General features: G+C 61.1%; 24 protein-coding genes and 1 pseudogene. 14 read left to right on the top strand and 11 right to left on the bottom strand.

Going from position 1 to position 26,755, the window contains the following annotated elements; translation table 11 throughout:
• Window positions 1–108: 108 nt before the first annotated feature.
• Window positions 109–996 carry a LysR substrate-binding domain-containing protein gene (locus NKH98_RS19455; protein ID WP_254819437.1) on the bottom strand — a complete coding sequence of 296 codons (888 nt, stop codon included), beginning with the start codon at window positions 994–996 and terminating at the stop codon, window positions 109–111.
• A gap of 87 nt (window positions 997–1,083) precedes the next feature.
• On the opposite strand from NKH98_RS19455, the gene NKH98_RS19460 reads away from it, so the two are divergent.
• On the top strand, window positions 1,084–2,664 hold the full coding sequence (locus tag NKH98_RS19460) for a zinc-binding metallopeptidase family protein (RefSeq protein ID WP_352649641.1): 1,581 nt from the start codon (window positions 1,084–1,086) through the stop codon (window positions 2,662–2,664).
• A gap of 33 nt (window positions 2,665–2,697) precedes the next feature.
• Window positions 2,698–3,630: a dimethylarginine dimethylaminohydrolase family protein gene (locus tag NKH98_RS19465; RefSeq protein ID WP_352900723.1), complete on the top strand. Its 933-nt coding sequence runs from the start codon at window positions 2,698–2,700 to the stop codon at window positions 3,628–3,630.
• A gap of 12 nt (window positions 3,631–3,642) precedes the next feature.
• Here the strand turns inward: NKH98_RS19465 and NKH98_RS19470 are convergent, their stop codons facing one another.
• Window positions 3,643–4,650, bottom strand: coding sequence for an ornithine cyclodeaminase family protein (locus NKH98_RS19470; RefSeq protein ID WP_352649640.1), 1,008 nt, complete (start codon window positions 4,648–4,650; stop codon window positions 3,643–3,645).
• Between the two features lie 160 nt (window positions 4,651–4,810).
• On the opposite strand from NKH98_RS19470, the gene NKH98_RS19475 reads away from it, so the two are divergent.
• Window positions 4,811–5,272 carry an Lrp/AsnC family transcriptional regulator gene (locus tag NKH98_RS19475; protein WP_254819434.1) on the top strand — a complete coding sequence of 154 codons (462 nt, stop codon included), beginning with the start codon at window positions 4,811–4,813 and terminating at the stop codon, window positions 5,270–5,272.
• Between the two features lie 118 nt (window positions 5,273–5,390).
• Here NKH98_RS19475 and NKH98_RS19480 read toward each other — a convergent pair whose 3' ends face one another.
• Together NKH98_RS19480 and NKH98_RS19485 are read right to left on the bottom strand one after the other, a co-directional pair.
• The gene (locus tag NKH98_RS19480) at window positions 5,391–5,774 is read right to left on the bottom strand and encodes a YybH family protein (RefSeq protein ID WP_352705684.1); all 384 of its coding nucleotides are present in this window, start codon (window positions 5,772–5,774) and stop codon (window positions 5,391–5,393) included.
• Between the two features lie 161 nt (window positions 5,775–5,935).
• On the bottom strand, window positions 5,936–6,685 hold the full coding sequence (locus NKH98_RS19485; protein WP_352900727.1) for an SDR family NAD(P)-dependent oxidoreductase: 750 nt from the start codon (window positions 6,683–6,685) through the stop codon (window positions 5,936–5,938).
• A 95-nt stretch (window positions 6,686–6,780) separates the two neighbouring features.
• Here NKH98_RS19485 and NKH98_RS19490 point away from each other — a divergent pair, with 95 nt between their 5' ends.
• The gene (locus tag NKH98_RS19490) at window positions 6,781–7,674 is read left to right on the top strand and encodes a LysR family transcriptional regulator (protein WP_352900729.1); all 894 of its coding nucleotides are present in this window, start codon (window positions 6,781–6,783) and stop codon (window positions 7,672–7,674) included.
• Between the two features lie 80 nt (window positions 7,675–7,754).
• On the opposite strand, the gene NKH98_RS19495 is transcribed toward NKH98_RS19490, so the two are convergent.
• Window positions 7,755–8,174 (bottom strand): VOC family protein, encoded by a 420-nt coding sequence (locus tag NKH98_RS19495; protein WP_352900731.1) that lies wholly within the window; start codon window positions 8,172–8,174, stop codon window positions 7,755–7,757.
• A gap of 217 nt (window positions 8,175–8,391) precedes the next feature.
• Here NKH98_RS19495 and NKH98_RS19500 point away from each other — a divergent pair, with 217 nt between their 5' ends.
• Window positions 8,392–9,594, top strand: a complete 1,203-nt coding sequence (locus NKH98_RS19500) for an MFS transporter (protein ID WP_352900733.1) — start codon at window positions 8,392–8,394, stop codon at window positions 9,592–9,594.
• Window positions 9,595–9,682: 88 nt separating this feature from the next.
• On the opposite strand, the gene NKH98_RS19505 is transcribed toward NKH98_RS19500, so the two are convergent.
• On the bottom strand, window positions 9,683–10,585 hold the full coding sequence (locus tag NKH98_RS19505) for a sigma-70 family RNA polymerase sigma factor (RefSeq protein WP_352900736.1): 903 nt from the start codon (window positions 10,583–10,585) through the stop codon (window positions 9,683–9,685).
• Between the two features lie 202 nt (window positions 10,586–10,787).
• Here NKH98_RS19505 and NKH98_RS19510 point away from each other — a divergent pair, with 202 nt between their 5' ends.
• The gene (locus tag NKH98_RS19510) at window positions 10,788–12,194 is read left to right on the top strand and encodes a DHA2 family efflux MFS transporter permease subunit (RefSeq protein WP_352900738.1); all 1,407 of its coding nucleotides are present in this window, start codon (window positions 10,788–10,790) and stop codon (window positions 12,192–12,194) included.
• A 65-nt stretch (window positions 12,195–12,259) separates the two neighbouring features.
• Here NKH98_RS19510 and NKH98_RS19515 read toward each other — a convergent pair whose 3' ends face one another.
• The gene (locus NKH98_RS19515) at window positions 12,260–12,478 is read right to left on the bottom strand and encodes an ATP-binding cassette domain-containing protein (RefSeq protein WP_352900740.1); all 219 of its coding nucleotides are present in this window, start codon (window positions 12,476–12,478) and stop codon (window positions 12,260–12,262) included.
• Window positions 12,479–12,754: 276 nt separating this feature from the next.
• Between NKH98_RS19515 and NKH98_RS19520 the strand changes: the two genes are divergently transcribed.
• The 6 genes and pseudogenes from NKH98_RS19520 to NKH98_RS19545 all read left to right on the top strand — a co-directional run bounded on the left by NKH98_RS19520 (window position 12,755) and on the right by NKH98_RS19545 (window position 20,003).
• On the top strand, window positions 12,755–13,948 hold the full coding sequence (locus NKH98_RS19520) for an acyltransferase family protein (RefSeq protein WP_352900743.1): 1,194 nt from the start codon (window positions 12,755–12,757) through the stop codon (window positions 13,946–13,948).
• A gap of 2 nt (window positions 13,949–13,950) precedes the next feature.
• Complete coding sequence (locus NKH98_RS19525; protein ID WP_352900746.1) at window positions 13,951–15,048, top strand: glycosyltransferase family 2 protein; 1,098 nt, start codon at window positions 13,951–13,953, stop codon at window positions 15,046–15,048.
• A gap of 63 nt (window positions 15,049–15,111) precedes the next feature.
• A complete protein-coding gene (locus NKH98_RS19530) occupies window positions 15,112–16,083 on the top strand; it encodes a glycosyltransferase family 2 protein (protein ID WP_352900975.1) in 972 nt (323 codons plus the stop codon).
• A 9-nt stretch (window positions 16,084–16,092) separates the two neighbouring features.
• Complete coding sequence (locus NKH98_RS19535; RefSeq protein ID WP_502894280.1) at window positions 16,093–17,880, top strand: ABC transporter ATP-binding protein; 1,788 nt, start codon at window positions 16,093–16,095, stop codon at window positions 17,878–17,880.
• Between the two features lie 1,087 nt (window positions 17,881–18,967).
• Window positions 18,968–19,186, top strand: coding sequence for a hypothetical protein (locus NKH98_RS19540; RefSeq protein ID WP_352822714.1), 219 nt, complete (start codon window positions 18,968–18,970; stop codon window positions 19,184–19,186).
• A gap of 112 nt (window positions 19,187–19,298) precedes the next feature.
• Window positions 19,299–20,003 (top strand): annotated as a pseudogene (locus NKH98_RS19545) (SOS response-associated peptidase).
• On the opposite strand, the gene NKH98_RS19550 reads toward NKH98_RS19545, so the two are convergent.
• Window positions 20,000–20,260 carry a hypothetical protein gene (locus NKH98_RS19550; RefSeq protein ID WP_352621366.1) on the bottom strand — a complete coding sequence of 87 codons (261 nt, stop codon included), beginning with the start codon at window positions 20,258–20,260 and terminating at the stop codon, window positions 20,000–20,002. The pseudogene NKH98_RS19545 and the gene NKH98_RS19550 overlap by 4 nt on opposite strands.
• A 3-nt stretch (window positions 20,261–20,263) precedes the next feature.
• Window positions 20,264–20,524, bottom strand: coding sequence for a hypothetical protein (locus tag NKH98_RS19555; protein WP_352475623.1), 261 nt, complete (start codon window positions 20,522–20,524; stop codon window positions 20,264–20,266).
• 136 nt (window positions 20,525–20,660) lie between these two features.
• Between NKH98_RS19555 and NKH98_RS19560 the strand changes: the two genes are divergently transcribed.
• Window positions 20,661–20,840 carry a hypothetical protein gene (locus NKH98_RS19560; protein WP_352900748.1) on the top strand — a complete coding sequence of 60 codons (180 nt, stop codon included), beginning with the start codon at window positions 20,661–20,663 and terminating at the stop codon, window positions 20,838–20,840.
• A gap of 171 nt (window positions 20,841–21,011) precedes the next feature.
• Entirely contained in the window at window positions 21,012–21,551 is a 540-nt protein-coding gene (locus NKH98_RS19565; RefSeq protein WP_352900751.1) for a hypothetical protein, read from the top strand.
• A gap of 72 nt (window positions 21,552–21,623) precedes the next feature.
• Here NKH98_RS19565 and NKH98_RS19570 read toward each other — a convergent pair whose 3' ends face one another.
• Window positions 21,624–24,791: a TIR domain-containing protein gene (locus NKH98_RS19570; RefSeq protein WP_352900754.1), complete on the bottom strand. Its 3,168-nt coding sequence runs from the start codon at window positions 24,789–24,791 to the stop codon at window positions 21,624–21,626.
• Window positions 24,792–25,023: 232 nt separating this feature from the next.
• Entirely contained in the window at window positions 25,024–26,631 is a 1,608-nt protein-coding gene (locus tag NKH98_RS19575; RefSeq protein WP_352900757.1) for an anti-phage dCTP deaminase, read from the bottom strand.
• Between the last annotated feature and the right edge of the window lie 124 nt (window positions 26,632–26,755).

Below are 26,755 nucleotides of genomic sequence, written 5' to 3' on the forward strand. Positions count from 1 at the left end.
TGCTGCCAAAGTCCCCATCAGCCATCGCATCAAGAAATGCGCCTGGAACGACGACTATCTCATCAATGCCATCACTCATATGCGATAGCCCTGCCTCGAGGGGGGAGATTAACGCTGGTTCTCCGACAGCTTCGACCTCAGCCACCGCCCAAACGCCTCCAGCACGGGATGCGCCGCCTTGGCATGTTCCGAGACCAGAAAATACGAGCGCGGGGAATTGATCGCTATGTCGAAGGGGCGCACCAGCCGGCCTTCGCTCAGTGCCCGGCCGCTGGTCAGCTCGTCGCCCATGGCGATGCCCTGGCCGGCGATCGCCGCCGAAAAGACCAGGTTCATGTCGGAAAAGAAGATGCCGCCTTCCGGGTCGGGGTTCTCGACCTTGGACAGCGCCAGCCAACGCGCCCAGTCCTCGGTGTCACCGAGATGCAGGAGATTGGCGCGCAGCACGTCTGCCGGCTTGGAGAAGCCGCCGATCTTGTTGAGCAGCGTCGGGCTGCACAGCGGCGTGAACGAGATCTCGCACAACAGCTCGACCGCGCGGTTCGGCCAGTTGCCGACGCCAAAGGCGATGAAGGCATCGGCCTCGGCATTGCTGACGTCATCGAGGCGGCGCGGCGTCAGGATGCGGAGCGCGACGTCGGGATACATCTGCCGGAATTCGCCAATGTGAGTGCACAGGAAAAGCGAGGCGAAGCCGGGGGTGCAACTGACGCTGAACGAACCGCCGACGCCGGTGCCGGCATGGCGCGTCACCGCGTCACCCAACACCGTCAGCGCCTTGCGCACGTCGCTGGCATAGCGCTGGCCGCGTGGCGTGAGCGCCACGCCCTTGCCGATGCGTTCGAGCAGATCGAAGCCGAGGTCGCGTTCGAGCAGGCGCAATTGATGGCTCACCGCACTGCGGGTCAGATGCAGTTCGTCGGCGGCGCGCCAGACGCTGCCGTGGCGGGCAAAACTGTCGAGGGCGCGCAGCGCCTGCGTCGAGGGAATTCTCAAGAGGTGAACCGAATTTGCATGAGCCGGGAAAACATATCACTTTTTGGCGGGGCGCTTCACTGCTTTCTTTCCGCCATGGAGAAATCGATGACCTCGGCACAAGCGACCGCGCTTGCCTGTCTGGACGACATCCAGCCGTCCCTGTCGGCGTGGACGCGGACCATCTTCGACTTCGGCGAGACCGCCTGGCGCGAATACCAGTCGGCCACCTGGTATGTGGAGCAGTTGAAGCACGAAGGCTTTTCGGTCGAGGAAGGCTCCGGGGGTATGCCAACGGCCTTCTGCGCCCATTGGATTAACGGGACCGGCCCGACGATCGGCATGTACGCCGAATACGACGCGGTGCCGGGCAATTGCCAGGACGCGGCAACGGTGAAGCGACCGCGTCCGGGCCTCGGCGAACAGGCGGGCGGCCACACCGATCCGCATTCCGGCCTCGGCATTGCCAGCCTCGGCGGCCTTTTGGCGACCAAGGCAGCAATGCAGCGCCACGGCATATCAGGCACGCTGCGCTTCACCGGCGAGCCGGCGGAGAAGGTGAGGGGATCGAAGCCGATCCATGCCGCGAAGGGCTATTACGATGGGCTGGCGGGTATGATCTCCTTCCATCCTTTCTACATGCTGCCGCTCTGCAACACGGCGCGCTGGGACACGCATTGCGGTGCGGCCTATGCGATGATCCACCGCTTCATCTGCGACGAGCCGGAACATTGGGCGAGGGCGGCAGGCACCGCAGCACCCATCCCGCAGGCGCATTCGGCGGTCAGGGCGCCCGGCGCCAACGACGCGCTCATGATGATGTACATGGCGTCCAAGGCGCTGCGCGATTCCATGCTGCCGCATCAGGGCGGCTGGTCGATCAGCGAGGCGATCCTGACGGCGGGCCAGGCGACCGCCGACAATCTGCCGGCCGGGCTGGCCGAGATCCAGTACATGATCCGCGTGCCGACGCTTGCTATGGCCGAGCAGGTCACCGCCATGCTCGACCGCAATGCGGAAGCCGCAGCCAGGATGAGCGGCTGCCGCCATGAGCGGCACTGGGTGTCGAAGTCGCGGCCGGGGCTGGCCAATCACGTCATGGCCGGCATTGCCTTCGACGCGCTGGCGGCGGTCGGGCCGCCGCGCTGGGACGAGACGGCCAAGGCGATCGCCCGCGAAATCCAGGTCAATGCCGGCGGCGAGGCGAGCGACGAACCGTTCATCGCCGAGCTGGAGCGGCTGATTGCGCCGCAGGATGCAGAGGCGCTGCTGCGTCGCGACCTGCCGCCATCGCAGCTCAATTCGACTTCCGACGACTATACGGATATGTCGTGGCATGCGCCGACGGCGCGGTTCTATGTCGCCCGCCCGGCCCTGCGCTCGGAGAATGGTCACGCCTATCCGGGCTGGGCGATGAATGCGCTGGGCGGCATTTCTGCCACCATCGACCCGATGGTCATCTGCGCCGCAAAGACCATTGCGCTCGCGGCACTTCGCTTGTTGGAAGACGAGGCTGCGCGCGACGCGGCGATGGACGAATTCGTCGCCCGAACCGGCGGTGGCATCGGCGGCTCGAACTGGATCGCCCCACTCTGCGACTACGATCCGCCGATCGGATTTCGCTGGCCGGAATACATCACCACCCCGCGCGGACGGGATTGGTGGATACCAAGCAACCAAGCCGCATGATCAACCAGCCGCCCCCATCACGAGGAGAGACCCATGACCGTCCATGACCGCATCGTCGCCGAGCCGTTTTCGCTGCAGCGCCGCAACCCGGCGGGCGGCACCAAGCCGTTGACCGCCTGGGGTTTCGCCAACGAGACCGACGTGCTGACCGACTTGCTGCTCGGCTCGCCGAATTTCCTGCGCCATCTCTCGACCAGCTCGCTGTCGCGAAAACATCTGCGCGAGGCGCCTTGCAACCTCCAGATCGCGCAGGCACAGCACAAGGACCTGGTCGCCGCCTATGAGCATTTCGGCGTCAACATCCACTGGCACGAGCCGACGCCGGAGCTGCCGATGCAGGTCTATTCGCGCGATTCGAGCGTCATGACGCCGTACGGCGCCATTATCACCGCGATGGCCCAGTGGTGGCGGCGCGGCGAGAACTACGCAGCGATCCGCACCTATGAGAAGCTCGGCATCCCGATCTACGACATGGTCACCGCCGGCACCTTCGAAGGCGGCGACTTCAATGTCATCGAGGATGGCGTGGTGCTGATCGGCTGCGGCGGCGCCCGCACGCAGGAGGAGGGCGCCCGTCAGGTGCAGGCCTGGTTCGACAAGGAGGGCTGGGAGACACGCATCGCCTTCATCGACGAATACTACGTCCATATCGACCTGATGGTGGTGCCGATCGCTGAGAAACTGACCGCCGTCTGCCTTGCCTGTACGGAGCCCGGCATCGTCGACTGGCTGAAGGGCAAGGGCCACGAGATCATCGACGTGCCGTTCCAGGACACGATGGCGCTCGGCTGCAACTTCATGTCGCTGGGCAAGGACAGGGTGATCGCGCCGACTTCGAGCCAGACGCTGATCGGCCAGCTCAAAGCGCGCGGCTTCGAGGTGGCGGCCATCGACATGAGCGAAATCTCGAAGACCGGCGGCGGCATCCACTGCATGGCACAGGCATTGAAGCGCGAGCCTGCGTGAGGCGGCACGCGCCTACAGCACGACGAGCTTTCCCTTGCGCAGACGCCGGGCGCAGCGATAGGCGAGGTCGGCGGCGACCATGTCTTCCATCGCAATGCCCATCGCCTTGTAGGTGGTGATCTGCTGATCCGAAACGCGGCCCGGCGCGCGGTCGAGCAGCATGGCGCCAAGCTCGGTGCCGAAATCCGGGTCGAAGCCGGCAAGCTCGCAGGAACCGACCGGGGTCGGTTTGAATGCATCCTTGGTTTCGACAAAAAGACTGGATTTGGCGATGAGCTCGATCGGCATTTCACCGCGGGGCGGCGCCACCCCGACCGACGAGACATGCGTGCCGGGCTGGACCCAGCCTGCGTCGATCACCGGCTGATAGGAGTGGGTCGCCAGGCACACCACGTCGGAACTGCGCACTGCCGCCTCGAGGTCGGCGACCGCCACCACCGACGGGTGCAGCCGGGCAAGCGCTGCCGCATCGTCGAAGCTCTTCGAAGCGACGCGGATTTCGGTAAAGTCCCGCACCAGCGGCAACAAATGGAGATGCTGGTTGGCCTGCACGCCGGCGCCGACCACTGTCGCTATCCTGGCATCCCGGCGGGCAAGCGCGCGCACCGACAGCACAGCGGAGCCGGAGGTTCGCACCGCCGTTATGAAGGTGCCGTCCATGATGCAGACCGGCAGGCCGGACAGCGGATCGAACAGGCTGATGGTGGCGAGGTGGCTGGGCAGGTTCTTGGCCAAGTTGCCTTCGAAGACATTGACGATCTTGACGGTCAGGTTCATGCCTTCCATCCAGGCCGGCATGGCGAGGCTGTAGCCGGCTCCGGGGATGTCGAGCTGTGGCCGGGGTGGATTGACGACCTTACCTTGTGACAGCGCCTTGAAGCCGTCTTCCAGAACATCGAGAAGCTGGCTGAGGTCGATGCACGCCATCACGTCGGCTTCGCTCAGCACCAGGATCTCGGTCGCTCCCTTGCTGATTTCCGCCGCACTCTTGCCAGCTGGACTGAACGCTTCCTTGGTCATCCTGCACTCCCTTTGTTCGTCGAAATCGGCTCACCACGTTTGCTTCGCGTGGGTGAGGGAAGTGCAAGCTATTGCGAGGTTTCATGTGATGAAATACGTTGATTTTGGCATCTCTGCGTGAAATCAACACATAAATCCCTGAGATAGAGTGGATTGTGAAATGGACGACCTCGACCAGATAGACCGCAGCTTGCTCCGGCTGCTGCAGGAGGACGGGCGCCGGACGACGCTTGATCTGGCCGGGCGTATCGGGCTGTCGCCGACCGGAACCAGCCAGCGGGTGAAGCGCCTGTTCCGCGACGGGTTCATCACCGCGGTCAGAGCCGTGCTTGATCCGCGCAAGGTCGGCCGGGGAACGCTGGTGTTCATCGAGGTCCGGCTTGACCACACGGCGCCGCATGTCTTTGACCGTTTTGCCGAAGCCGTGGCGAAAGCCCCGGAGGTTCTGGAGTGCCATATGGTGGTTGGCGGCTTCGACTATCTGGTCAAGGCGCGGATCGCCGATATGGCGGTGTTCCAGGACTTCCTGCAGCGGGTCATCCTGCCGCTGCCGGGTGTGCGCGAAACGCACACTTTCGCCTCCATCGCCGATGTCAAGCCGAACGCCCTCTTGCCCGTGTGATCAGGTAGAGGAGGAACACTGTTCAGGGCGGCTTGCATCGCATCCTCGCCATCTTATCGGTCCCCCTTGGCCGCTCTCCCTTTGCCCGCCTTCCGGTGCAGGATGCCGGAGACCGGCGCTAGCCTTGCGCAGTCAGCAGGTTCGCGTCGCGCGCGAGCCGCCACTCACCGTCTGCCTCCTTGCGCAGCAGCGTCAGTGCATATCCCGATCGATGGACCGGCTCGCCATTCGGCGGAGTCGCCGTCATGTCGATGCGGCTGCGGATGAAGGCCCAATTGCCGAGAAGCTGTAATTCCACGATATCGCTGGTGCCGTCGATATGAACGCCGGCCGTCTCCCGCGCGGCTGCCGCGAAGATCTCCTTGTCGAAGGGTTCCCGGCCGGGAACCATGAAGATCGCGTCGTCCGTCATCAAGCTGAGCACGGTCGCAATGTCACCACGCTTGCTCGCATCCATCCACGTCTCGACCAGCCTTCGGATTGCTTTTTCGTCGCCCGTCATCCGTTACCTCCTTGGCATCTAGCGGTCATCGATAGCGCACGGCGCTCCTCCCTTGCTGAGAAACATAGGGCTTGGATCCCCGTCGTCATCGATTGCGGTGTTCCTCGATGTCACGCTGCGGGGGCATGGTCCGTAAAACGGCAGGTCCGCGCCCTGCATATCTATCGCCAGCCGCCCGAGGCGGTGATGCGCTCGCCGGTCAGCCATGACGCTTCGTCGGAAGCGAGGAACACCGCGACGCGAGCGACGTCGTCGGGCAGGCCGAAGCGGCCGAGCGGTGTCATGGCGACGATCTGTTTTTCGAAGTCGCTGCCGACGATGCCGATACGCTCGAGGCCCTCGGTGTCGACGCCGCCGGGCGCAATGGCGTTGACGCGGATATTGCGGGCGCCGAGTTCCCGCGACATCGACAGCGTGATCGTGTCCACCGCGCCCTTGGTGGCGGCATAGACGAGCGAGTTCGGCTGCGGATTGCGGCTGGCGACCGAGCTTATGTTGATGATGCTGCCGCCGCTCGGGCCAAAATGGCTCACTGCTGCTTGCGTGGTCAGAATGATGCCCAGCACATTGGTGTCGAACTCACGGTGGAACTCGGCCTCCGTCACCGCTTCCAGGGGCTCGAATGCGAAGACGCCGGCATTGTTGACCAATATGTCGAGCCCGCCGAACTCCGACTTCGCCGCCTCGAACAGGCGGCGCACGTCGGCCGATTGCGATACGTCGCCCTGGACGGCGACGGCGCGGCCGCCACGGTCCTCGATCTCCGCGACGACGCGGTCGGCGCCTTCCCGTGACGAGGGGTAGTTGACGACCACCGCGGCACCGGCCGTGGCAAGACCCTTGGCAATGGCGGCGCCGATACCCTTGGACGCGCCGGTGACGATGGCGACCTTGCCGTTCAGCTTGCTCATCAATCTCTCCTTTGTCGACGATGAGCGGTATTAATGATGATCAAAAAGCGTGTTAGGATCATCATGATCCATTCTTTCGTGCCTGGAATTCCGGAATGACCACCATCCTCGAAAAGACCACCGGTCTCGTCGCCTTCGTCCGAACCGTCGATGCCGGCTCGTTCCATGCTGCCAGCCGGCTGGTCGGCTCGAGCCCATCGGCGGTGTCGAAAAGCGTGGCACGGCTCGAGCGGCGGCTCGGGGTCAGGCTGATCCAGCGCTCGACGCGTCGGCTCGGGCTCACCAGCGAAGGCCTCGCCTACTACGAGCGGGTGGCGCCGCTGCTCAGGGCGCTGGACGATGCCGAAGACATCGTCCAGGTGGCCGATATGGCGCGCGGCCTGCTGCGCGTTACAGCGCCGGTCGAGCTCGGGCGCGGCCTGATCGCGACATGGGCGCAGGCGTTCCTTGCGCAGCATGGCGAAGTGAAGGTCGAGTTCAGCGTCACCGACCGTCACGCCGATCTGATCCGCGAAGGCTATGACGTTGCCGTGCGCATGGGGGCGCTGTCGGACACCGGGCTGGTTGCCCGCAAGATCGCCAATCTGCCGATCGTGCTGGTGGCCTCGCCGGCGTATGTCGAGCGGCGCGGCCGTCCGGCATCGGTCGAGGATCTGGCGAACCATGACTTCATCCGCTACCAGATGGCCGGCCGGCCCTATCCGGTCACCTTTGCCGACGGTACGATGATCGTCCCGAATGGGCGGCTCGATACCGATGATGGCGGCGCCATCCGCAATGCAGCACTTGCCGGTGCGGGAATAGCGCATCTGATGCGGTTTGCGGTGCAGGGCGATCTTGACGCGGGCCGCTTGGTCCGCATCCTGCCCGAGGTGGCGATGCCGACCATGCCGGTGCATATCGTCCATGCCTACGGGCGGCAGCTACCGGTCCGGGCGCGGCTCTTCGTCGACTTCCTGGCGAGCCAGATGGCGGCGCTGACGCGATAGGGCAGACGCGGTCTGACGCAAGCACCCAGGTTTGGCAGAGACCAACCGTGCCGGCCGGTGCGCACCACCTTTACCGGAAGCTAGAAAGTGATCTTCACTGAATCGGCGCTGCGGCTGGCCGGGCCGTGGTGGACGGCCTCGATATTGTTGCCGTCGGGATCGAGCAGGAAGGCGGCGTAATAGCCGGGATGGTAGGATCGCTCGCCCGGCGCACCATTGTCGGTGCCGCCGGCCTCAAGCCCGGCCTTGTAGAAGGCTTCGACCATCGCACGGTCCTTTGCCTGGAAGGCAAGGTGATGGCGCCCGGTCAGCTTTCCCAGGGCCGCCGGGCTGTCGGGGCTGGAAATGAACAGTTCGTCGGCCCAGAAATAATCATCGCCGGCGCCACCGATCGGTATGTCGAGCACGTTGAGAACAGCCTCGTAGAAGCGGCGGCTGGCCTTGAGATCCCTGACCACCAAGTGGAGGTGGTCGATGAGACGGCCGCGATGAAGTTCCATACCCGATAGCTCCTGATGGCCAGGCTGGAAATCTAGCTCGGGACGATGCACGGTCAATGCATTGGAGCAGTTGAGCGGCGCAATTTTCTGACTGGATAAAAAATGCAACCGGATTGTCGGATTCAAAACATCTCCAACGTCCTTCGGACGCAAGCGGCTCGGCGAAGCTCGAAAAGGTCGTGCCGTATCAACGCTTCCGGCATGGGAGAAAATTGAAATGAGCCTTCCCTATCGTTGGGTTATCGTCGCAGCTGGCGCGCTGATGACCTGTGTCGCTCTCGGGGCGATGTTCTCACTGGCGATCTTCCTCGAACCGATGGCGCTCGACACACAATGGTCGCGCGCCGGCATATCGAGCGCGATGACGCTGAACTTCCTGGTAATGGGCGTCGGCGGCTTCGCCTGGGGCGCCATTTACGACCGCTTCGGCGCCCGCATCGTCGTCATGACCGGCGCCGTCCTGCTCGGCCTGGCGCTGGTGCTGGCCAGCCGCACCGGTTCGCTGCTCGTTTTCCAGTTGGCCTACGGCGTGCTCGTCGGCCTCGCGGCAAGCGCCTTCTTCGCGCCGATGATCGCGCTAACCTCCGCCTGGTTCGAAACGAACCGCAGCCTCGCCGTCTCGCTGGTCTCGGCCGGTATGGGCGTGGCGCCAATGACCATCTCGCCCTTCGCGCGCTGGCTGATTTCGGCCTACGACTGGCGCACCGCGATGTTCGACATCGGCATTACCGCGTGGGTGCTGCTACTGCCGGCCGCGCTTCTGGTGCGCCAGCCGCCCAAACCCGCTGCCGAAGGCGCTGCCCCAAGCGTTGCCGCCGAGGGTGCCGGCATGACGGTTCCGCAGGCGCTGCGCTCGCCGCAATTCATCGTGTTGGGACTGACCTTCTTTGCCTGCTGCGCCGCCCATTCCGGGCCGATCTTCCACATGGTGAGCTATGCCATGCTGTGCGGCATCGCGCCGATGGCAGCGGTCAGCATCTACAGCATCGAGGGCCTGGCAGGGCTGGGTGGCCGGCTGCTTTACGGCGTGCTCGCCGACCGGCTTGGCGTCAAGCCGGTGCTGATCACCGGGCTGGCCATACAGGCCGTGGTTATCGCCGCCTATCTGGCCGTCAGCGAGCTTGGTCAATTCTACACGCTGGCCATCATCTTCGGCGCCACCTATGGCGGCGTCATGCCGCTCTATGCGGTGCTGGCGCGCGAATATTTTGGCCAGCGCATCCTCGGCACCGTGTTCGGTGCCGTAACCATGCTGTCCAGCCTTGGCATGGCTTTCGGCCCGCTCGCCGGCGGCATGGTGTTCGATGCCTATGCCAGCTATTCCTGGCTGTTCATCGGCTCGGCCCTTGTCGGGCTTGGCGCGATGGCGATTGCGATCGCCTTCCCGCCGCTGCCGCGCAGGGAGTTGCAACCGGCTTAAAGCAGGATCGACGAAAAAGGGCGGCCGCTTGGACGGCAAGCGGCCGCGATCCTGGCAGTGGTTGTTCGGCATTATGAAACGCGAATTGCTATGCCCGCAGAGGCACTACTTCGGCGCCATCAAGCGTGTAGCGCGCATAGCGGAAATCGCGAATTCTCGCCAATCTGTCGCCCGCCCATTCCAGCAGGATGAAGTATTTTGCCCCTCCGGCCGGGTCATCCGGATCGATCACAAGAATGGCTGGGTGCCGATCGACCAGGCCTGGAAGCAGTTGCCAATCGTGGATACCCGCGTAATTGTGGAAGTATCGGCTCACTTTCGCGCGGCCGCTCGCCCGGAGCCGGTTGACGAGGTCAAGCCGCACGTCTTCGGCCAGCATGTCGCGGATCGCATCGAAGTCGCGGGCGTTGAACCGATCTACGTAGGCTGCCAGACGCGCCCGCTCGGGCTCGGCCAACACCGGCACAGGCCGATGGTCAGGCTCGCCGGCGACCTCGCGCAGGCGCAGACGGCCGCGATGCAGTGCGGCTTTCACCGCCGGAACGCTGCTGTCGATAATGTTGCCGATCTCTTCGATCGTATACCCGAGCACATCCATCAGAATGACGCTGCTACGCTGCGCCGCGGGCAGCCGCATGAAGGTCTGAAGGCTTGCGGCTGCAGTGTGTCGGCCCTCGGCCGACATGCCGGGGTCAGGTATCATATCGATATCCTCGACGGCATGCGCGGCATCCGCCCTGGCGCGACGGCGCAGGTGGTCGAGCGCTGCATTGTGCGCGATGCGGAACAGCCAGCCCTCGACATTGGCTATCGGCCCGCTCCCGGGGAACGCCTCGAGCGCCTTGACCGTAGCTTCCTGGACGACATCCTCGGCATCGATCACCGAACCGGTGATGCGGGCGCAATAGCGGTGCAGTTTCGGCCGCAATTCGCCGAGCAGCCGGTCAAATGGCTCCCGTCCTTCTGGCGTGCCGATTGCGGATCCGGTCATCGCACAAGCGTCGATTTCATGCGTATCTCCAGGCAGAGGCGCCCGCCATCGGGCGCAGCGTCCTATAGACGCTCGACGATGGCAAAAGGATTCGGTCGAAAAACTTTCTTTAGCTGGAATCCTTTGGTGGTGCCTCCGCGTCTCTGCATCGTGGGCCTGCGAACCTTGTAGGCCCTCTGTTCAAGCCGGAGGCGCCACAGTCATGAACAAGCAAAGTGCGGCATCAACGAAGGTCTGGGTTCTCGCCCTCACGTCGATAGGCTCCTTGATGGTCGTTCTCGATGCGATGGTCGTGGCGACCGCATTAAGTACGATGCGGGTCGAACTCGATGCCTCGCTGGAGACGCTGCAATGGACGATGAATGCCTATAATTTGAGTTTTGCCGTCCTGCTCATGACCGGGGCGGCGCTCGGTGACAGGTTCGGCCGCCGCCGCATCTTCATTGCCGGATTGGCACTGTTCGTCGCAGCGTCGGTTGCCTGCGCGCTCGCTGGAAATGCCGGATTGCTGATGGCGGCCCGCGCGGTTCAGGGCGCGGGTGCCGCAATGGTCATGCCGCTGGCCATGGCGCTGCTGAGCGTCGCTTTTCCTCCGGAGGAACGAGGCAAGGCGCTGGGTATCTTCAGCAGCATCACCGGCCTGGCCCTGATCATCGGCCCGATGGCGGGCGGTGCGATCTCCGAAGGCCTCTCCTGGCACTGGATCTTCTGGCTCAATGTCCCGGTCGGCATCGTCCTCATCCCGCTGGTGCTGCGTCGGATTCCGGAGAGTCACGGGCCGGGCACGACTATCGATGTCCTCGGCGTCGTCCTGGTAACTGCGGCGGCATTTGGAGTGGTCTGGGGTCTGATGCGCGGCAACATCGTGGGCTGGAGCAGCTCTGAAGTGCTGTCGGCGCTGACGGCCGGACTGGTTCTCGCCATCGCATTCGTCCTTTGGCAGTTGCGTACCCGTGAGCCCATGCTGCCTTTGCGGTTTTTTCGGGCGCGCGCATTCTCCTCGGGCGTAGGTGCGAACTTCCTGCTCTGCGCCGCCATGTACGGCCTCGTATTCTTGTTGCCGCAGTTTCTGCAGTTTTCCCAGAGCCGCGGGCCGCTCGGCGCCGGCATGGGATTGCTGCCCTGGACCGCGACGCTTTTTGTAGTTGCACCGATCGCCGGCAGCCTGATCAACCGCGTCGGCGAGCGCTGGCTTGTGGTGGCCGGATTGATCCTGCAAGCGGCTGGAATGGCCTGGCTGGCGCAGATCGCAGCACCTGATCTGCCCTACATCCAGCTCGTCGCGCCGCTGATCATTACCGGCGCAGGCGTATCGATGGCCATGCCTGCCGCGCAGAATGCGGTCCTCAATGCGGTCGCCCGGCCGGAGGTCGGCAAGGCTGCCGGCACGTTCAACACGTTCCGCTTTCTTGGCGGCGTATCTGGGATCGCGATCGCCGGTGCGGTGTTCGCCGGGACCGGAAGCTTCGCGTCCACCGACGCGTTCAGTGATGGCTTCACCTCGGCAATCGACGTCTCCGCTCTGCTCTCGCTCGCCGGTGCGCTCGTCGGAATGGGGCTGCCGGAGCGTCGCACAGTGGCGCTCGCGAACGCGAGCAAGGAGGCGTAACCCGGAGGCGGGAAGCTTGCGCGTGAGTGGGTGCGGCGAAGCAGCCCCTCCTTCAACACGCCCTCCTATTGCCCGGCGGATGCGAGGGTGCCGCTCTCCATGAGGCCCCACAGCTGGTCGGCGCTCAGGTGCCTGGCGGATCCATCATAGGCCACGCGTCCGAGGCTGAGGACCACGATCCTGTCGGCCTGCGCCCGCACCGTGGAGAGATCATGCGTGACGAGGATGACGCCGGTGCCGCTGGCGGCGATCGAACGGACGAGCTTCGCGGCGGCGGCGAGCATGTTGCATCGCAGCACCCCTGCCGCCGAAATTGGTCGGCCAAGGCAGCATGTGAAAATCGTCAAAAATGGACAATTCGGGCTGGTTCCTGCTGTTTCTTGTGCTTTATTAGTAGCGTCTCACGTTCCTGTTTCAAATGTGTCAACTTTTTGTGTTGCGTTGCACAATGGTGGCCCTATTCTGGGTGAGGGGGGCGCTACCGATTGGAAATGCGCCGTGAACGACGCCGCCATGTTGACCGATTGGCAGTTTCGCCGTCCCGCCGGCGTACGCCGCTAATGGGAAATGCGCGCGACACCCAATTGGACGCGCTGAGGGCCATCGCCGTGACGATGGTGCTGTACGCCCACTTCTTCGCGGCCGGAGGATCCTCGTTCTGGGGCCATATTGGCGTGCGCCTGTTTTTCGTGCTGAGCGGCTTTCTGATCACGCGACTGCTGCTGGAAGCCAGAGCGGCCGCCGAATTCGAAACCGGACCGGCGCTGAAATCCTTCTATATCAGGCGGGCGCTGCGGATATTCCCGCCTTATTTCGCCGTGCTGGGTTTCGTCTGGCTGGTGGACCTGGAGCAGTCCAGGGGGTCGCTGGCCTGGCATGCGCTCTATCTGTCGAACTTCTGGTACGCATCGCAGAATGAATGGACGCCCTGGCTGCTCTGCCATTTCTGGAGCCTGAGCATCGAGGAGCAGTTCTATATCGCCTGGCCGCTGATCATCCTGCTGGCGCCGCGCCGGCGCCTGGAATCGATCTGCATCGGCGTTATCGCGCTGTCGCTGGCCTATCGCTTTTATTGGCCGATCGCGGGAATGCCCAGCCTGGCGCGCGACCTGCTGCCGCCGGCGTCGATGGATGCACTGGCGTCAGGCGCGCTGCTCGCCGCCTACCGGTCAAGAACCGCTGAATTGCCGCAATGGCTTCGAGTTGGCTGGCCGGGGCTCGCGGTGGCGTTTTTCGTTCTGCAGTGGTTTGCGCCGACGCCGGAAAACCCAGTGCAGGAATGGGGCCTCTGGCTGCTGTTGCAGATCCTGCCTCTCGTGCCGCTGGTGGTCATCGTTGCAAGCTGTTCAACGGGCATTGGCGGCTATATCGGAAAAGGTCTCGAACTGCCGCCGCTGCTCGGTTTTGGCCGCATCAGCTACGGCGTCTATCTCTACCATCCCATAGTGCTGGCGCTGGTCGTCAAATCGCAGCCGTGGATCCCGCTCAACGTCTCGGAGCAAGGGCCGGGGCGGTTTCTGGTGGCGGGAACGGCAACGCTCATGCTGGCTTCGGTCTCGTGGCTGCTTTTCGAGAAGCCACTCAACAGCCTCAAGCGCCACTTCCCCTATGTCGCTCGAAGAGGCCCAGGCGCCGTCCCGGCAGGCATCGACGTGGGCAATGCCGGATGGCTTGCGGCCGGAGCATATCTGGGCAGGCCGCTTGATGGCGCACCACGCTTGCCACGCAAGCTGCAACGAACCGATCGGGGCTGATAATGGCCTTAGTCTCCGTTCTGCTGCCGATCTACAATGCGGGACCTTATCTGGCCGCTGCGCTGAGCAGCATCCTGCGCCAGGATTACAAGCATCTTGAGGTCATCGCCATCGATGACGGCTCGACCGACAACTCGCTGCAGATCCTGCGGAAATACCGCCAGGCCGACAGCCGCATCTCGATCGTCTCACGCGAAAACCGCGGCCTGATCGCAACGCTGAACGAAGGCCTGGCCATGGCCCGCGGCGATCTGGTCGCCCGGATGGATGCCGACGACATCGCCTATCCCCGGCGCCTGTCGCGGCAGGTAGCACTGTTCGACCAGCAGCCTGACCTCGCTTTATGCGGCGCAAGCTTCGACACCTTGCTCGGCAACCGCATCGTCAGGGGGTCGCCCGATCCGATATTCCAGGACAATAGCCTGCGCATATTGTCGATGTTCTTCACGATCTTCATGCATTCAACGGTCGTTTATAACCGGAAGGTCATCGAAGACGGCGTTCTACATTATGACGAGAGCTACAAGCACGCCGAGGATTTCGACCTGTTCAGGCGGCTGACCGATCGCTACCCGGCAGCAATGATCCCCGAAAGCCTCATCGCCTATCGTATCCATGACGACAGCGTGACCAACAGGCACAAGCGCGAAATGCGCAGGACGCATTTGAAGATCGTCGCCGAGAACCTCGAGCGCGAAGGGCTCGCACAAGAGACGCAGGACCTCCGCGCCATCGGTGAGGTCCTGTCGATGGAGACGATTCGCCGTGCCGCCGAATGGATCCTCGCGCTGGAAGAAAGGATAGCCGCGCTTCCGTCCGAGACGAGGCCGAGCTACCAGGCCGGCACGCTGAACCTGTTCTATTTCCTCTATCAGCTGATAGCGGGAGAAAGGCAGCCGCTGCTGATGCACGAATTCCTGACACGGACGGCGAAATGGAAGCTCATCCGGCGCCGCGAGCAGTACGTGTTTCGCACCGGTGCCTTCGCGCCGCGCTTCAGTCTCGCCTCGATGTCGGTCACCAGGCAGGTGGATGCCCTGTCGCGGTATCTGCAGTCCGTGCCGGCCGCGGCGGTTTTGCCTTCGAACCAGTTGAGCTAGCAACCCATGTTCGTCAAATCGCACCAGCTCCAGCAACGCGGCCGCTCGATGATGCCGGCGGCCATGTCGCCGCGGCCGCAGCAAGGACCGGTGCCGGCGGTCAGCTTCATTGTCTGCACCCGCGACCGTGTCGCCGTGCTCGAGCCCTGCATCAGCTCGATCCAGGCCGCGTGTCGTGCCCATGCCGATTTTGCCGCCGAGCTGGTGGTTGTCGACAACGGCTCGACCGACAGCACGGCCAAACGGCTGGCCAGCATCGCCGAACTGTCGGACATCCCGTTCACTGCCATTTGCGAGCCGCGACCCGGATTGGCGGCCGCGCGCAACGCCGGGCTGGAGCGGGCGCGGGGCCGCGTGCTGGTCTTCGTCGATGATGATTGCGCGGTTCACAAGGATTATCTGCGCGATCTGCAGCGGCACTATGCGGCCGGCGAACGGGTCATCCGCGGCGGCCGCGTCGAGATCGGCGACCCCCGCGACCTGCCGTTCACCATCAAGCGGTCGCCGGTGCGCGCGCGGCTTACGCCGGATGTCCATCCCGGCGGCTTCGTGCTTGGCTGCAACATGACGATGCACCGCGATGTTGCCGCCCGAATCGGGCGTTTCGACGAACGGTTCGGCGCCGGCGGCCCGCTGCGCTCGGCGGAAGATACGGACTATCTCGTCCGGGCGGTGCTGCTCGGCATTCCGGTCGAATACGTGCCCGACATGACCATCTATCACCATCACGGCCGGCGCGACCGCAAGGCCATCGAAAAGCTGCATCGCGATTACAGCATGGGCAATGGCGGGCTTTGCCTGAAGCATATCCGCCACGCGCCGTGGCTGCTTCGGCATTTCTACTGGTCGATGAGGGCAGCCTTGCGCGAACTGGGGAAAGGCCCGCTGTTCGATCGTGAACTCAAGCTGTCGCACTGGCCGATCATCGGCATGAATCTGCTCGGCGCGGCCAAGTTCGCGGTGCTTTTGCTGGCGAAATCGTCAAAGACAACGGAAATGCGACAGGAGCAGCAGGCAAATGCCGAGGCGAGGTGATCCGCTATCATGCGACTGATGCCGCCCAGCCTGCCGATGCTGCGCCGCGCGCTCGGGCAAAAGCAGTTGCGCCTGCTTCCGGCCGTAGTGGTGCTCGGGCTGCTCAGCGCCGCGCTCGAAGGCTTCGGCATCGGCCTGATCATCCCGTTGCTGAACATAATCATGGGACAACAGGGGCAGACCGGCATGGCTGGTTTTTCCGCCGTCTTTCAGCATGTCGGAGCGAGCTTGAGCGAGCGCGACCGGCTGATCGTCATTTCGGTCGCCATCCTCGGCTCGATCGTGCTGAAGAACCTGTTCGCCTACGCCAACACGCTGCTGACCACCTTCATCTACGGCAAGGCCAGCCATTCGATCCGCAGCGCGCTGTCGGAGCAGCTGCTCAGGGTAGGGTACCCGTTCTTCCTGCAGCAAAGTCCTGGGCGGCTGCTCAACATCATCTCCAACGAATCCTGGCGGGCCTCGGATGCCATCCAGATCACGCTGGGGGCAATCGTCAACGCATCGGCCGCGATCATCCTGCTGACCTTCCTGCTGCTCCTGTCGTGGCAGATGACGTTGCTGGTCACGCTGGGCCTGGCGCTGGTGCAGGTCGCGCACGCCATGCTGTCCGCCAATCTGAAGGCGCCGAGCCGCAGCGTCGCCTCCCGTAACAGCCAGCTCGCCTCACAGATGCTGCATCTGGTGCATGCCGGGCGGCTGATCCGCATCTTCGGCCAGGAGCAACGCGAGAAGGCGGCATTCGACAAGGCGTCGGATGCGGTGCGCCGCGCCGCCTTCGTGCTTTTGACCCGTCAGGGAGCGTTGCCGCCGCTGACCGAAATCCTGCACGCCATGCTGTTCCTGGCGGTGGTGATCGGCGCCTGGTTCGCCAATGTCAGCTTCCCGCTGATCGTCGCCTTCGTCATCCTGCTCTACAGGCTGCAGCCCTATATGCGGTCTTTGCAAATGGCATGGAGCCAGCTGCAGGGCCTGAGCGGATCGCTTGAAGAGGTGACGTGGATGCTGGACCCATCCGGCAAGCCCCAGCCGCCGCAAGGTGACGCGGCGTTCCCCGGGCTCAGCCAAGGCATCAAGTTCGAGGACGTCACCTTTACCTATTCCGGTTCGGAACAGCGCGCGGTGGTGCTGCATGCGGCGAGCTTCGACCTGCGCAGCGGCCGCTCAACCGCGCTGATAGGCCGGTCGGGCGCCGGTAAGACGACGATCGTCAATCTCCTGTGCCGCTTTGTCGAACCGGATAGCGGCAGGATCCTCGTCGATGGATCGCCTTTGGACCGCATCGACCCCAGCCAGTGGCGAAAGCACATCGCACTTGCCAGCCAGGAGCTGGAGCTGGTCGACGGAACGATTTTCGACAACATCATTTACGGCCAGGACGCCGCCTCGGCCGACGATGCCGAGCGCGCGGCAAAACTGGCCGAAGCGCAAGGCTTCATCGAGCAACTGCCGCAAGGCTACAGGACCGTCGTCGGCTACCGCGGCGTCAATCTCTCGGCGGGACAGCGGCAGCGGATCGCATTGGCCAGGGCCCTGGTGCGCGATCCCGACATTCTCATCCTGGACGAAGCCACCAATGCGGTGGACGGACTGTCGGAGGCGGCGATCGTCGAGACGCTGAAGTCGCGCGCCGGCCGCCGCACCACCATCGTCATCAGCCATCATCGCAGCACCATCTCGTTCTGCGACGACGTGGTGATCCTGAGCCACGGCCGCGTGAAGAAGCAGGCACCCTTCGCCGCGCTGGCGACGCTCAGCATGGACGAGCTTTACCAGCACGAGGCGCTGGAGGGCTGAGGGCGACCCGCTGCGCGCGCTGTGAGGTCGTCTCGAATGTCAAGCCAGGTCAAGCGTCTCAGGGTGAGGAAGACCTCCGCCATGCTTCTCGGGAGCATTTCTGGGGTGATGAGTGATCCCGAGCTTACCCGCTTTCGATCTGGAGCTTACAGAACCAAAGGGTCCGCCTGCCAAATCCAGCAATGGCGAGCGGACCCCAATCAGCGCATGAAGGGACTGATTCTGCGCCGATGTCTCCTCGAGGAGGTGACGCCACCAACTGAAGACGGGCGCAGTTGTTCCCGAAGTTGCCTGTGCACGGGACCATTGCGCAGGCAGGTCAGACTTAGGTCCCTGCGAACGGGCCTCGCTGGCTGTGAGTGAAGATCGGATCGGCTCGGTGGTAGCGAAACTTCGTCCGGGGATAGATGCACCCATCGGGTTCCGGGGCATGCGGCTCGGCGCTGATCATGGGCGTCGATCGATCCCCGCACGGCTGATGCGGAGGGCGCTTGCATTCCTGCGGAATGCGCATCCAATCCGGCGCCAACTGAAGTTGTCCAGGCGGTACAGGGCTCAGCGGTCGTCAAGCTGTTGCTAATATGCAGCACAGGCAGCGCTCTATGAACACCGTCGCTTGGAACCGCTACCTCCGGCCAACCGTTGGTGCCACAATGACAAAACCAAAAAGTGAGGCTGACGATGGACCCGCGGCAAAACAACACGTTGGAGATCTGGTGTCTTGCAGCCGTTCCGCTGTCACTACTCCTTACGGTGTTATTAGCCGGATTTATTCTTTAGCCGAACCCAACGAGGCCGGCTTTGCGGACCGGGCCAGGAAGATGAAAATGACGGCCATTAGGCACGGTAGGCGTGGCGGACACCCCCGCAGCACCAGGCCGTGGCAGCCTTTTCCGACGTTGCCATCATAATCGGCTTTTTCGACCGTTCCGGTCCGCGGCGATTGCTCGCGGCCCGGTTGCGAGGGGCGAGCATCCGAGCCCGTACATTTTTTACACAATCTCTGATTGGTAGACTCGCCCGACGCCATCGACGTTAATTTTGCGTTAGCGACAGGAGGGGGGAGATCGCTAAAGGGAGGAAGAAAATGAAAGAAAACTACGATCTGACGATCGACTACGACGACGAGCCTTACGACAACAAACCCTACGATCTGGTCACATTCGCGAGAAAGCACGGGCTCAACATGCGAGCCGCCGAGCTTCTCCTTTTCGCCAAGGGTCCGTCCCGAGCGGCCTGCGATGCCGCGGCCAGGGCTTTTCTCGCGGCAGTCGCCGCACAAGCTATGAGACAATCGGCGCGGTAGGTCTCACAAAACCATTGCTGACACGGCCTGCCGTGTCAGCAACCCGACGGACAGCGCTGGAAATTCCGGGCCGTTTCCAACAAGATGCCTGAGCATCCGGGAACGGCCTGAAATGTGCAATCTTTACAATATCACGACCAGCCAGGAGGCCATTCGCCAGTGGACCCGCGCCTTGCGCGACATCATCGGCAATCTCGAACCCTCCATCGACATCTATCCCAACCAGCCAGGCCCGGTGGTGCGCAATGCGCCGGACGGCGAACGCGAATTAGCCAATCTCCTGTGGGGCATGCCGACGCCACTGGAGCGGGTCAAGAGCAAGGCCGACTACGGCACCACCAATATCCGCAATCCGCAATACGGCCACTGGCAGCAATATCTCGGCATCGAGAACCGCTGCGTGGTGCCCGTCACCAGCTTCGCCGAGCCCAGCCCGACGCCCGGCGACAAGGACCCCGAGACCGGCATTTAGCGCAACTTCTGGTTTGCGCTCGGCGAGGACCGCCCGCTGTTCTTCTTTGCCGGCCTGTGGACGCGCTGGCAGGGCATTCGCAAGGTCAAGGACGGCCCCGCCGAGCACCAGGTCTATGGCTTCATGACGACCAGGCCCAACGCGCTGATCGCGCCGATCCACGACAAGGCAATGCCGGTGATCCTGACCACGCCGGAAGAAACCGAGGCTTGGCTCAGCGCGCCATGGTCGGAGGCAAGACACCTGCAGCGCACGGCGCCCGATGACGCGCTGGTGATCGTCGACAAGCCGGCGACGCAGATCAAGTTTCCGCAGCAGGCGCCGGCGCAAGGCTCATTGTTTTAGCGCTTGAATTTCTGCAGCACCCAGATGTAGCCCTTGGGCGGATGATCCTGGTCGATGAACTGCGTCTTCACCGTCGTGTCCTTGCGGCTGCATCGCTTGCACCTGAACCCGATCGCTTCCAGCGGCTTGTTCCAGCCCACCACCTGCGCCACGTCATTCGCCCTGAACCGTCCTACATGGTAGCAATGGCCGCACTCCACGATAAGCAGCATGTTGGCCTTGGCGGCCCGTCCAACGCTGTCCATCGGCCCGGCCATGGCTCATTTCCGGGTCGAGTAATCCTCGGGGAGGGGAAGCAGGCCAAGCTCCGCCATCCGGTAATCGGGCTCCTTCTCCGCGACGCTGGCCAGCACCCCGTGCAATTTTTCGACAAGCCCGCAAAGCTGCCAGAACAGCTCGCCATGCGCCTTCAGATGCAGCTGCGACGACAGCACCGTCCTGCGCAGGCTCAGAGCGTCCCTGATGATCGCCTCCGCATCCCTCGCCGACAGCCTGTCGAACCGGCTTTTTCGTCTGCCCATCGCGGCTCTCCTCGATTTGTGAGCAACCGCCCCGCCTACTGACAAATAGGAAGGCATTCCTCGCAGAGTCAATTCGCTCTTGACATTTTTGTTCCCGTTTTGTTCAATTTGAACAGAAACTATCGGAGGCATCGCCATGGATTACATCGTGACGCTGGACAGCCGCCAGGAGGCTGCGCTGCAGGCCATCGCCGACAGGTTCATTGCATCACATAAGGGGGATGCGGTGAAGGCGCTGAAGGAGATGATCGTGCTGAATGGGTATCTGCAGGAGCGGTTGGATGCGGTGGAGAGCCGGCGCCGAGCGATGCGCTAAGAGTGGAGTTGCCAATGTCCAGGAGTGAAGGGCGTTGGACGGTTTCGGTGTCCACCGAGGGTTCCTGGATGGGCGGACGAGGCCTCGCGGCGAGAGCCGGCGAGCATGTTGCACAAATCCGTGATGGCTGGGGAGCTGGCTGCAGCCTGACTGGATGGTCGCAGCGCTGAGATGGCAGGCACTGCGCGCAGAACAGCCGCATCACCTAGTGCCGAGATGAAAAGACAGGCGATCTGTGGCAAAGTCCGCTTCATGGAAATCGATGAGATTCTCGGCCGTTTTGAAAAAGGGCTTGGGCTGTTCTTGGACGAACAAGCACAGCTGCTAGAACTTGACGTCAACGAACGCGCTATCGGCGCGGTACTCGCGCATCTCTATCTACGACCACTTTTTCCGGATCACCGCGTTGACGCCGAGTACAATCGCGTAGGGCTTGATGGCAGCGCGAAGCGACTGAACCTTCCGGCTGAATGCGGTGGTGAAAATAAACGCGTCTTTCCTGACATTGTGGTGCACAGGCGGGGAGCTAATGAGGAGAATATACTTGTCGTTGAAATAAAGATGACGACGAACACGCAGGCCCGCCGATGCGATCTAGTCAAACTGGAAGCGTTTCGCGAACAACTGCACTATCAGGTCGGCGTATTTATCGATCTCCCTGCCGGTAAGGACGTGGGTAAGAAAGACGTCGCCTTCACATGGTTCAGGTAACAAGCCTGTTGGTTCAGGCAACAAGGCTGTTTTAACCTCAATGTGCAGGCACTTGGACACCCAATTCTATTGCTAGATGTAGTGCCTAAACGGAAGCGGAGGAACCTCCCGGTCGCCCGTCGCCATGAGGACATCACCAATAGCGTCGGCAAAGCGCATCGTGACCGGATATCCATCCGCAAAAACCGCGGTGTTAAAGTTCATTTTCGTTAGGGTCATTATATCGCGAAGAACCGTATCCAAGGGGACTTTCGATTGTCCGCATAGTTCCACCCTTAACGGATTGGGTGTCTCCCTTCCCTGATATGTGTTCAAAGCATTGACGAAGCCAGAGGTCCATATCAAACCAACCCTGTTAGTAAGTTTTTGATACGTTCCACGCCGAACCGGTAGGTCCCCGCTTCCAAAGAGCTTGTAATCGTTTGTTCGAGTTATTCGGACCCCGGTAATCTCCGACTTTCCTGCACATGCATCTGCAAAGCCGTTCAGCTCTTGGTCGGAAAAGCGGGTCCGCCCGTGAACAAAAATCTCTCTGGGAACGATACTGTGGATCGACTTGAACGCCTCAATCACCTTCGACATGAGCGTTTCGGCCGCAAACGAGGTTAGGTGAAACTGTTTCGTATCCGGAGAGTACCAAGGTCCTGGTGTTCCTTTGAAAACTATGCCTTCCCCAGAATCCAAAAATAGCTGAGCACCGCAACACGCATGCCGTTTATCCCCGAGTTCATCGTGTTTGAAGATCAGTCCGACGTAGCAAACGCCAGGCCTAGCGGTTGCAACCCGCCAAGGCCTCCCGCCAGCCTTAAAGAAGCTCGCTGTTCCAATGTTCCAAGCGACGTCCGATGGGGACTGCATCCGCCTTGTGAGTGAAGCCGTATTTGACTTCTGATCCACGTCTTCGTCGTCTTCCTCTGGTACGCCATCGATCGGATTCAATGACTGTTGGATCGACGACTCTCGAAATATCTGAGTGACAGATCCGCTTTTAAGAAGTCGCGATTTTAGTTGATGATGGAAATCGGCGTGATGCTCATAAATCTTCGCAGCCTGATTGTCCTCATCGAACAATGATGGTGCAACGCTGCTAAACCGGCGCGCGACTTTCTTGTTAACTGCCGATACGGGGGCGATAGAAATTGCACTCGGAACATGCGCATTTGGTCGACCATATAGATAGACCTCGTCTGGGATAACCACGAACCATATGTCGACGAGAGGATCGTCCTCGCGCGTTGCCTTCTCGATTCCGGTAACGAAGATATCCACGGCCTTGTACACGGCCTGATGACGATCCCTGATTCGGATGGTGTTCAACAAGTCGTTGCGAGAAATTGCTAAAGCGATCGCGGCCGATGGTGGCCATTGGGCTGCAAAAGCGGCTCCAAATCCCGGGAACGCGACTTCTCCCTTTGCGAGTTGCTCCGCTCTTAGCTGTACGGGTTTCTTGAACTTCGCACACCATTGCCGAAAGAGATCAAGGCCCTCGCTAGTCCCGACCACGCCGATCCGAATTTCCTTAGGATTCCGGTCAAACTTTACTGGACCAAATAGCGCTAGCCCCTTGCGAGGATCGAGCACCTTTTGGTCGAAGCCGACGTCAATCGGCGGCTCGTCGATCAGACCAATCATAGATGACAAACCAACGTCAGTAGATGTCAGCTTGCCAGTGACGACTATGCGTTCTGACGGAGAGACAGGAAGATCCCAAGTTTCGTTCCCGTCCGCAAGGAAATGCAAAATAGCCATCAGAAGATCGCGCCAACGGTCATTCCACCAATTTCTGCAGAAGCTTCGGCGAAGCGAGTGCTGTTTACTAATAGAATCAATGGGCCGCACGCCGTCCTCGGTAAAGATAACGTGCGGCTTCAAACGGAGCGAGTGATCTCCAATAACGACTTTCGCCTCTATCCCGAAGTGCCAATAGACTTTCTTTTTTTTGCTCGATCCCACTAAACTACGCTGCCTAGTCTTGCTGTTCGCGTCACGGAGTGAGACACGGTTGTTTGGGTTGAAGCCATTGCTAGGAAACCAACAAAGGTTGTTGTTGGCGAGAACGTAGGGCAAGAGGCCCTTCCGCCGACATGCCTCGTCCCAGGCAGAGCGAGTGAGTGACGTTAGGGCACGGGACAGATCGTGAGGATTGTCTCGTAAGATCTGGCCGATTTCCCTTGCAAGAACTGCTGACGTCACTATCTCGCCAGAGCGTGAAATTGAACCACGCAGCTTCGTTGCCTCTTCGATTTCGTGCAGGGTCGCGAATGAGAATGCCCCCCCAGGCCCGGAGGCCAAAGCGACGAACTCTGGCCCTTGAGTTGATGAGCCCAAGCGCGGGGCGTTATATTTTCTGAGGGCCTTAGGCCACGCCGAAATTCGAATTTGGTTGTGTATCAGCCTGTCCCATTGGGCTGGATTGGGACTCTGACCACGCTCCCCGAATGTTTCAGTCAGACGTCCCAAGTCGCTGGGTACACTTGCAAGGCTTCTTGGCACGTCTGCTGCCTCGAGAGCCGCAAAGATATCCCGGAGGGCAACGTTGAGGTCTCCACTTCCATCGATAATGTTCTTTCGAGCGATGTTTGCCCGAATGTCGCCAAAGGGCAGGTCATCAATGCGCACGGGGATGACAAAGCCATCCAACTTCATGCGTCTCTCCACCGAAACCGCGATATTAATTTCGTCGAGGACACCGGGCTTCTGGTGACCCTTCTCGGAAAGAAGGACGACGACCCTAGCTGCCCGATGTCGAATAATGTCCTCAATCGTGTCCCAGAAAAGCTCGCCGCCCACCAACCGAGTTATGTCAGTCCAAACCTTGTAACCCAGCAGGACAAGTCTGCTGGCGAACCATCGAGCTATATCGTTGTCTTGTGGATTGGCGTGACTAATAAATACGATGTCCCGCTTATGTTCACTGTGCAAAACCTCCTTTGATATTTGCCAGATGGCAATTCGCCAGCCTCGAGAATCTTGCGCCGGCAACTCGATCGCCACTGCTTCGATAAAAGGCTCCGTCATGTGTTCGGGATCGAGGAAAAAGAGAGCGGGGCCACTCAAACTAGTCGGCCTCACAACAAGATTCTCCATGATGTTTGGTATGAGGAGGCGAGGATTGAAGGCCGTATCGCGCGGTGACTTCGCGCCAAGGTATCCGGCAACGTCGAAGTACGTAATGCCCAGATTCTCAAACAGTGAAAAAACCGCCCTCCTAGACAGCTTTCCTTTGGTAAAATCGGGCACCTGCCGGAGATCAAAAATGTATCTCGGCCTAGCCTCGTGAAGCAGATTCAGAAGAGTCGATGGCTCCATCTCGGAAACTTCAATGAAGCCGAGCGTTTGTCCGTCCGCATCGGAGAATAGGGAATGTTGGCTGCCCGTTCCGTCCCAACTCGGCGTTCGAGATTGCGGCGCCGGCCGATCCGTCGGCTCGACGAGCCGCAGGTACGGTAGCTCTCTTCGCTCTGCGGTCAATCTAAAAGCCCTTCGTAAGCGTTACCTCAAACTCGGCATAACTGGATTTGGAGATGTCATAGGGTGATCCCCATTCGGGCGGTGAAATTTGCATTGATCCTGTAAACTTGTCCTTGAGTTCTCGGTCCTTCTGAAAGGCTCGCCGATACATCCGCGGGGCTACGCCTGTGAAGGGTCGAAAGAGCACTTTGCCACCGCCCTCGCTTGGCGGCTCCCACTTCCCATCAGCATTGTCATTTTGAATCGAATCGCTGTGGAGACTGAATGCCTTGCTCTTCGGATAGGGCTCAATGAACTGAACCTCGTCAACGCCTGCAGATACAATGTGCCGAGCGCAATAGTGGCAAGGGAATGTTGTAACGAACAGGCGGCAACCGACTGTGCTCGCTCCTTTTCTGCCCGCTGCCAGCAGTGCATCCATTTCGGCGTGTACCGCCCGACTAAATTCGAGCAACTCGCCTATCCGACCGGAGCGCAACCTCTGGACCACCGAAGCTTTGTCGCTTTCATTCTTCATTTCTTTAGCAATGTCTTCAAATATTGCCCCCGCTATCGCCTGCTGCTCACGAGTATTACTGCAATATTTATTTCCCATGAAGCATCGGTCATCAACCGATTCGTTGCCAAAATTTTCGCCGTAAACACCTCCGCCAGCCTTTGGGACCTCATTTGATCCAGTTGCGACCACGTTGCCTTTTGCGTCAAGCAAAGCCGCACCCACTTGCCGAGAAAGGCAAGCGCTTCGCATCGCAGCACCAGATGCCTCGAACATGGCGGTTTCATCGATTTTAGGTCGCTCGATTTCATCATGGCTGACGAGCTTAATTAGGCGCGTTAGACCAGCCACGATATCCCAATGCGGATTAGCCTTCCGGTGGTCTTTGTCGAGATATCGGGCTGCGGTGTTGTCCAGAAAGTAATCAGAGAGATGGAATGCGTCGGACACACGTTGCCCATGTTTCTGTCCGGCGTTGGCATCGCGATCCATAAATGCCTCCGCTGCATCGAGGCCAGCGTCACGATACTTCTGGCTTAGCCGTTCCTTCCTCACTGTTTGCTCACAGACAACCCCCACCAGCACAAAGCCATCACCATAGAGATGGCGAAGCAAATTAACTTCAGCAGGATGCCGGATCGAGTCTACGATGAACGCTCTGGGATTTCCGTCGGGAATGACCGGTTCATTGTCGATAGGAGTGACGCCTTGGAATTCAGCTCGACGCGTTCTGATCTCTACGATCGCTCCCCGTGCTACCGCAGCGTGGTCTCGTTTCGTTTCCCGCATCTTGTCGCCGAGGTCTTGAAATCGTTCGACTTCGGCAATGGTGAAGTGGCCAGATCCAGGATATGATTCGCCTTGGCTGTCCGCCCAGCTCTCGATGACTTTTCTGGCCTTTACAATTTCGCATTGATACTTCTTCCCATTGCGATCTTGGCCCAGCAGAACGCTTTTAAGCGTTTCCGCAATGGTACTTGTACCGGAGCCGACGTGCCCGACTATCCCAAAGACGAGTTCTTGAGATGCATACTGTCTGGCAAGCTCTTCCGAACCTAAAGCGTCACTTGCAATGTCCGCAGTCGGACGAGCCTTTATCGCAGCTTTCCCCATGACTTCCCCCCAACAAAGCGCATAAGCACACTATTGCCCATTACTCGACAACGACGAATCCCAGCCCACGCGTCAAGCGACAATACTACATTGTTTCCAGAATAGTGGGGATTATTTCGAAATC

The organism is Mesorhizobium sp. M0833 (assembly GCF_040319905.1).
In the GTDB taxonomy this organism is placed as follows: Bacteria; Pseudomonadota; Alphaproteobacteria; order Rhizobiales; family Rhizobiaceae; genus Mesorhizobium.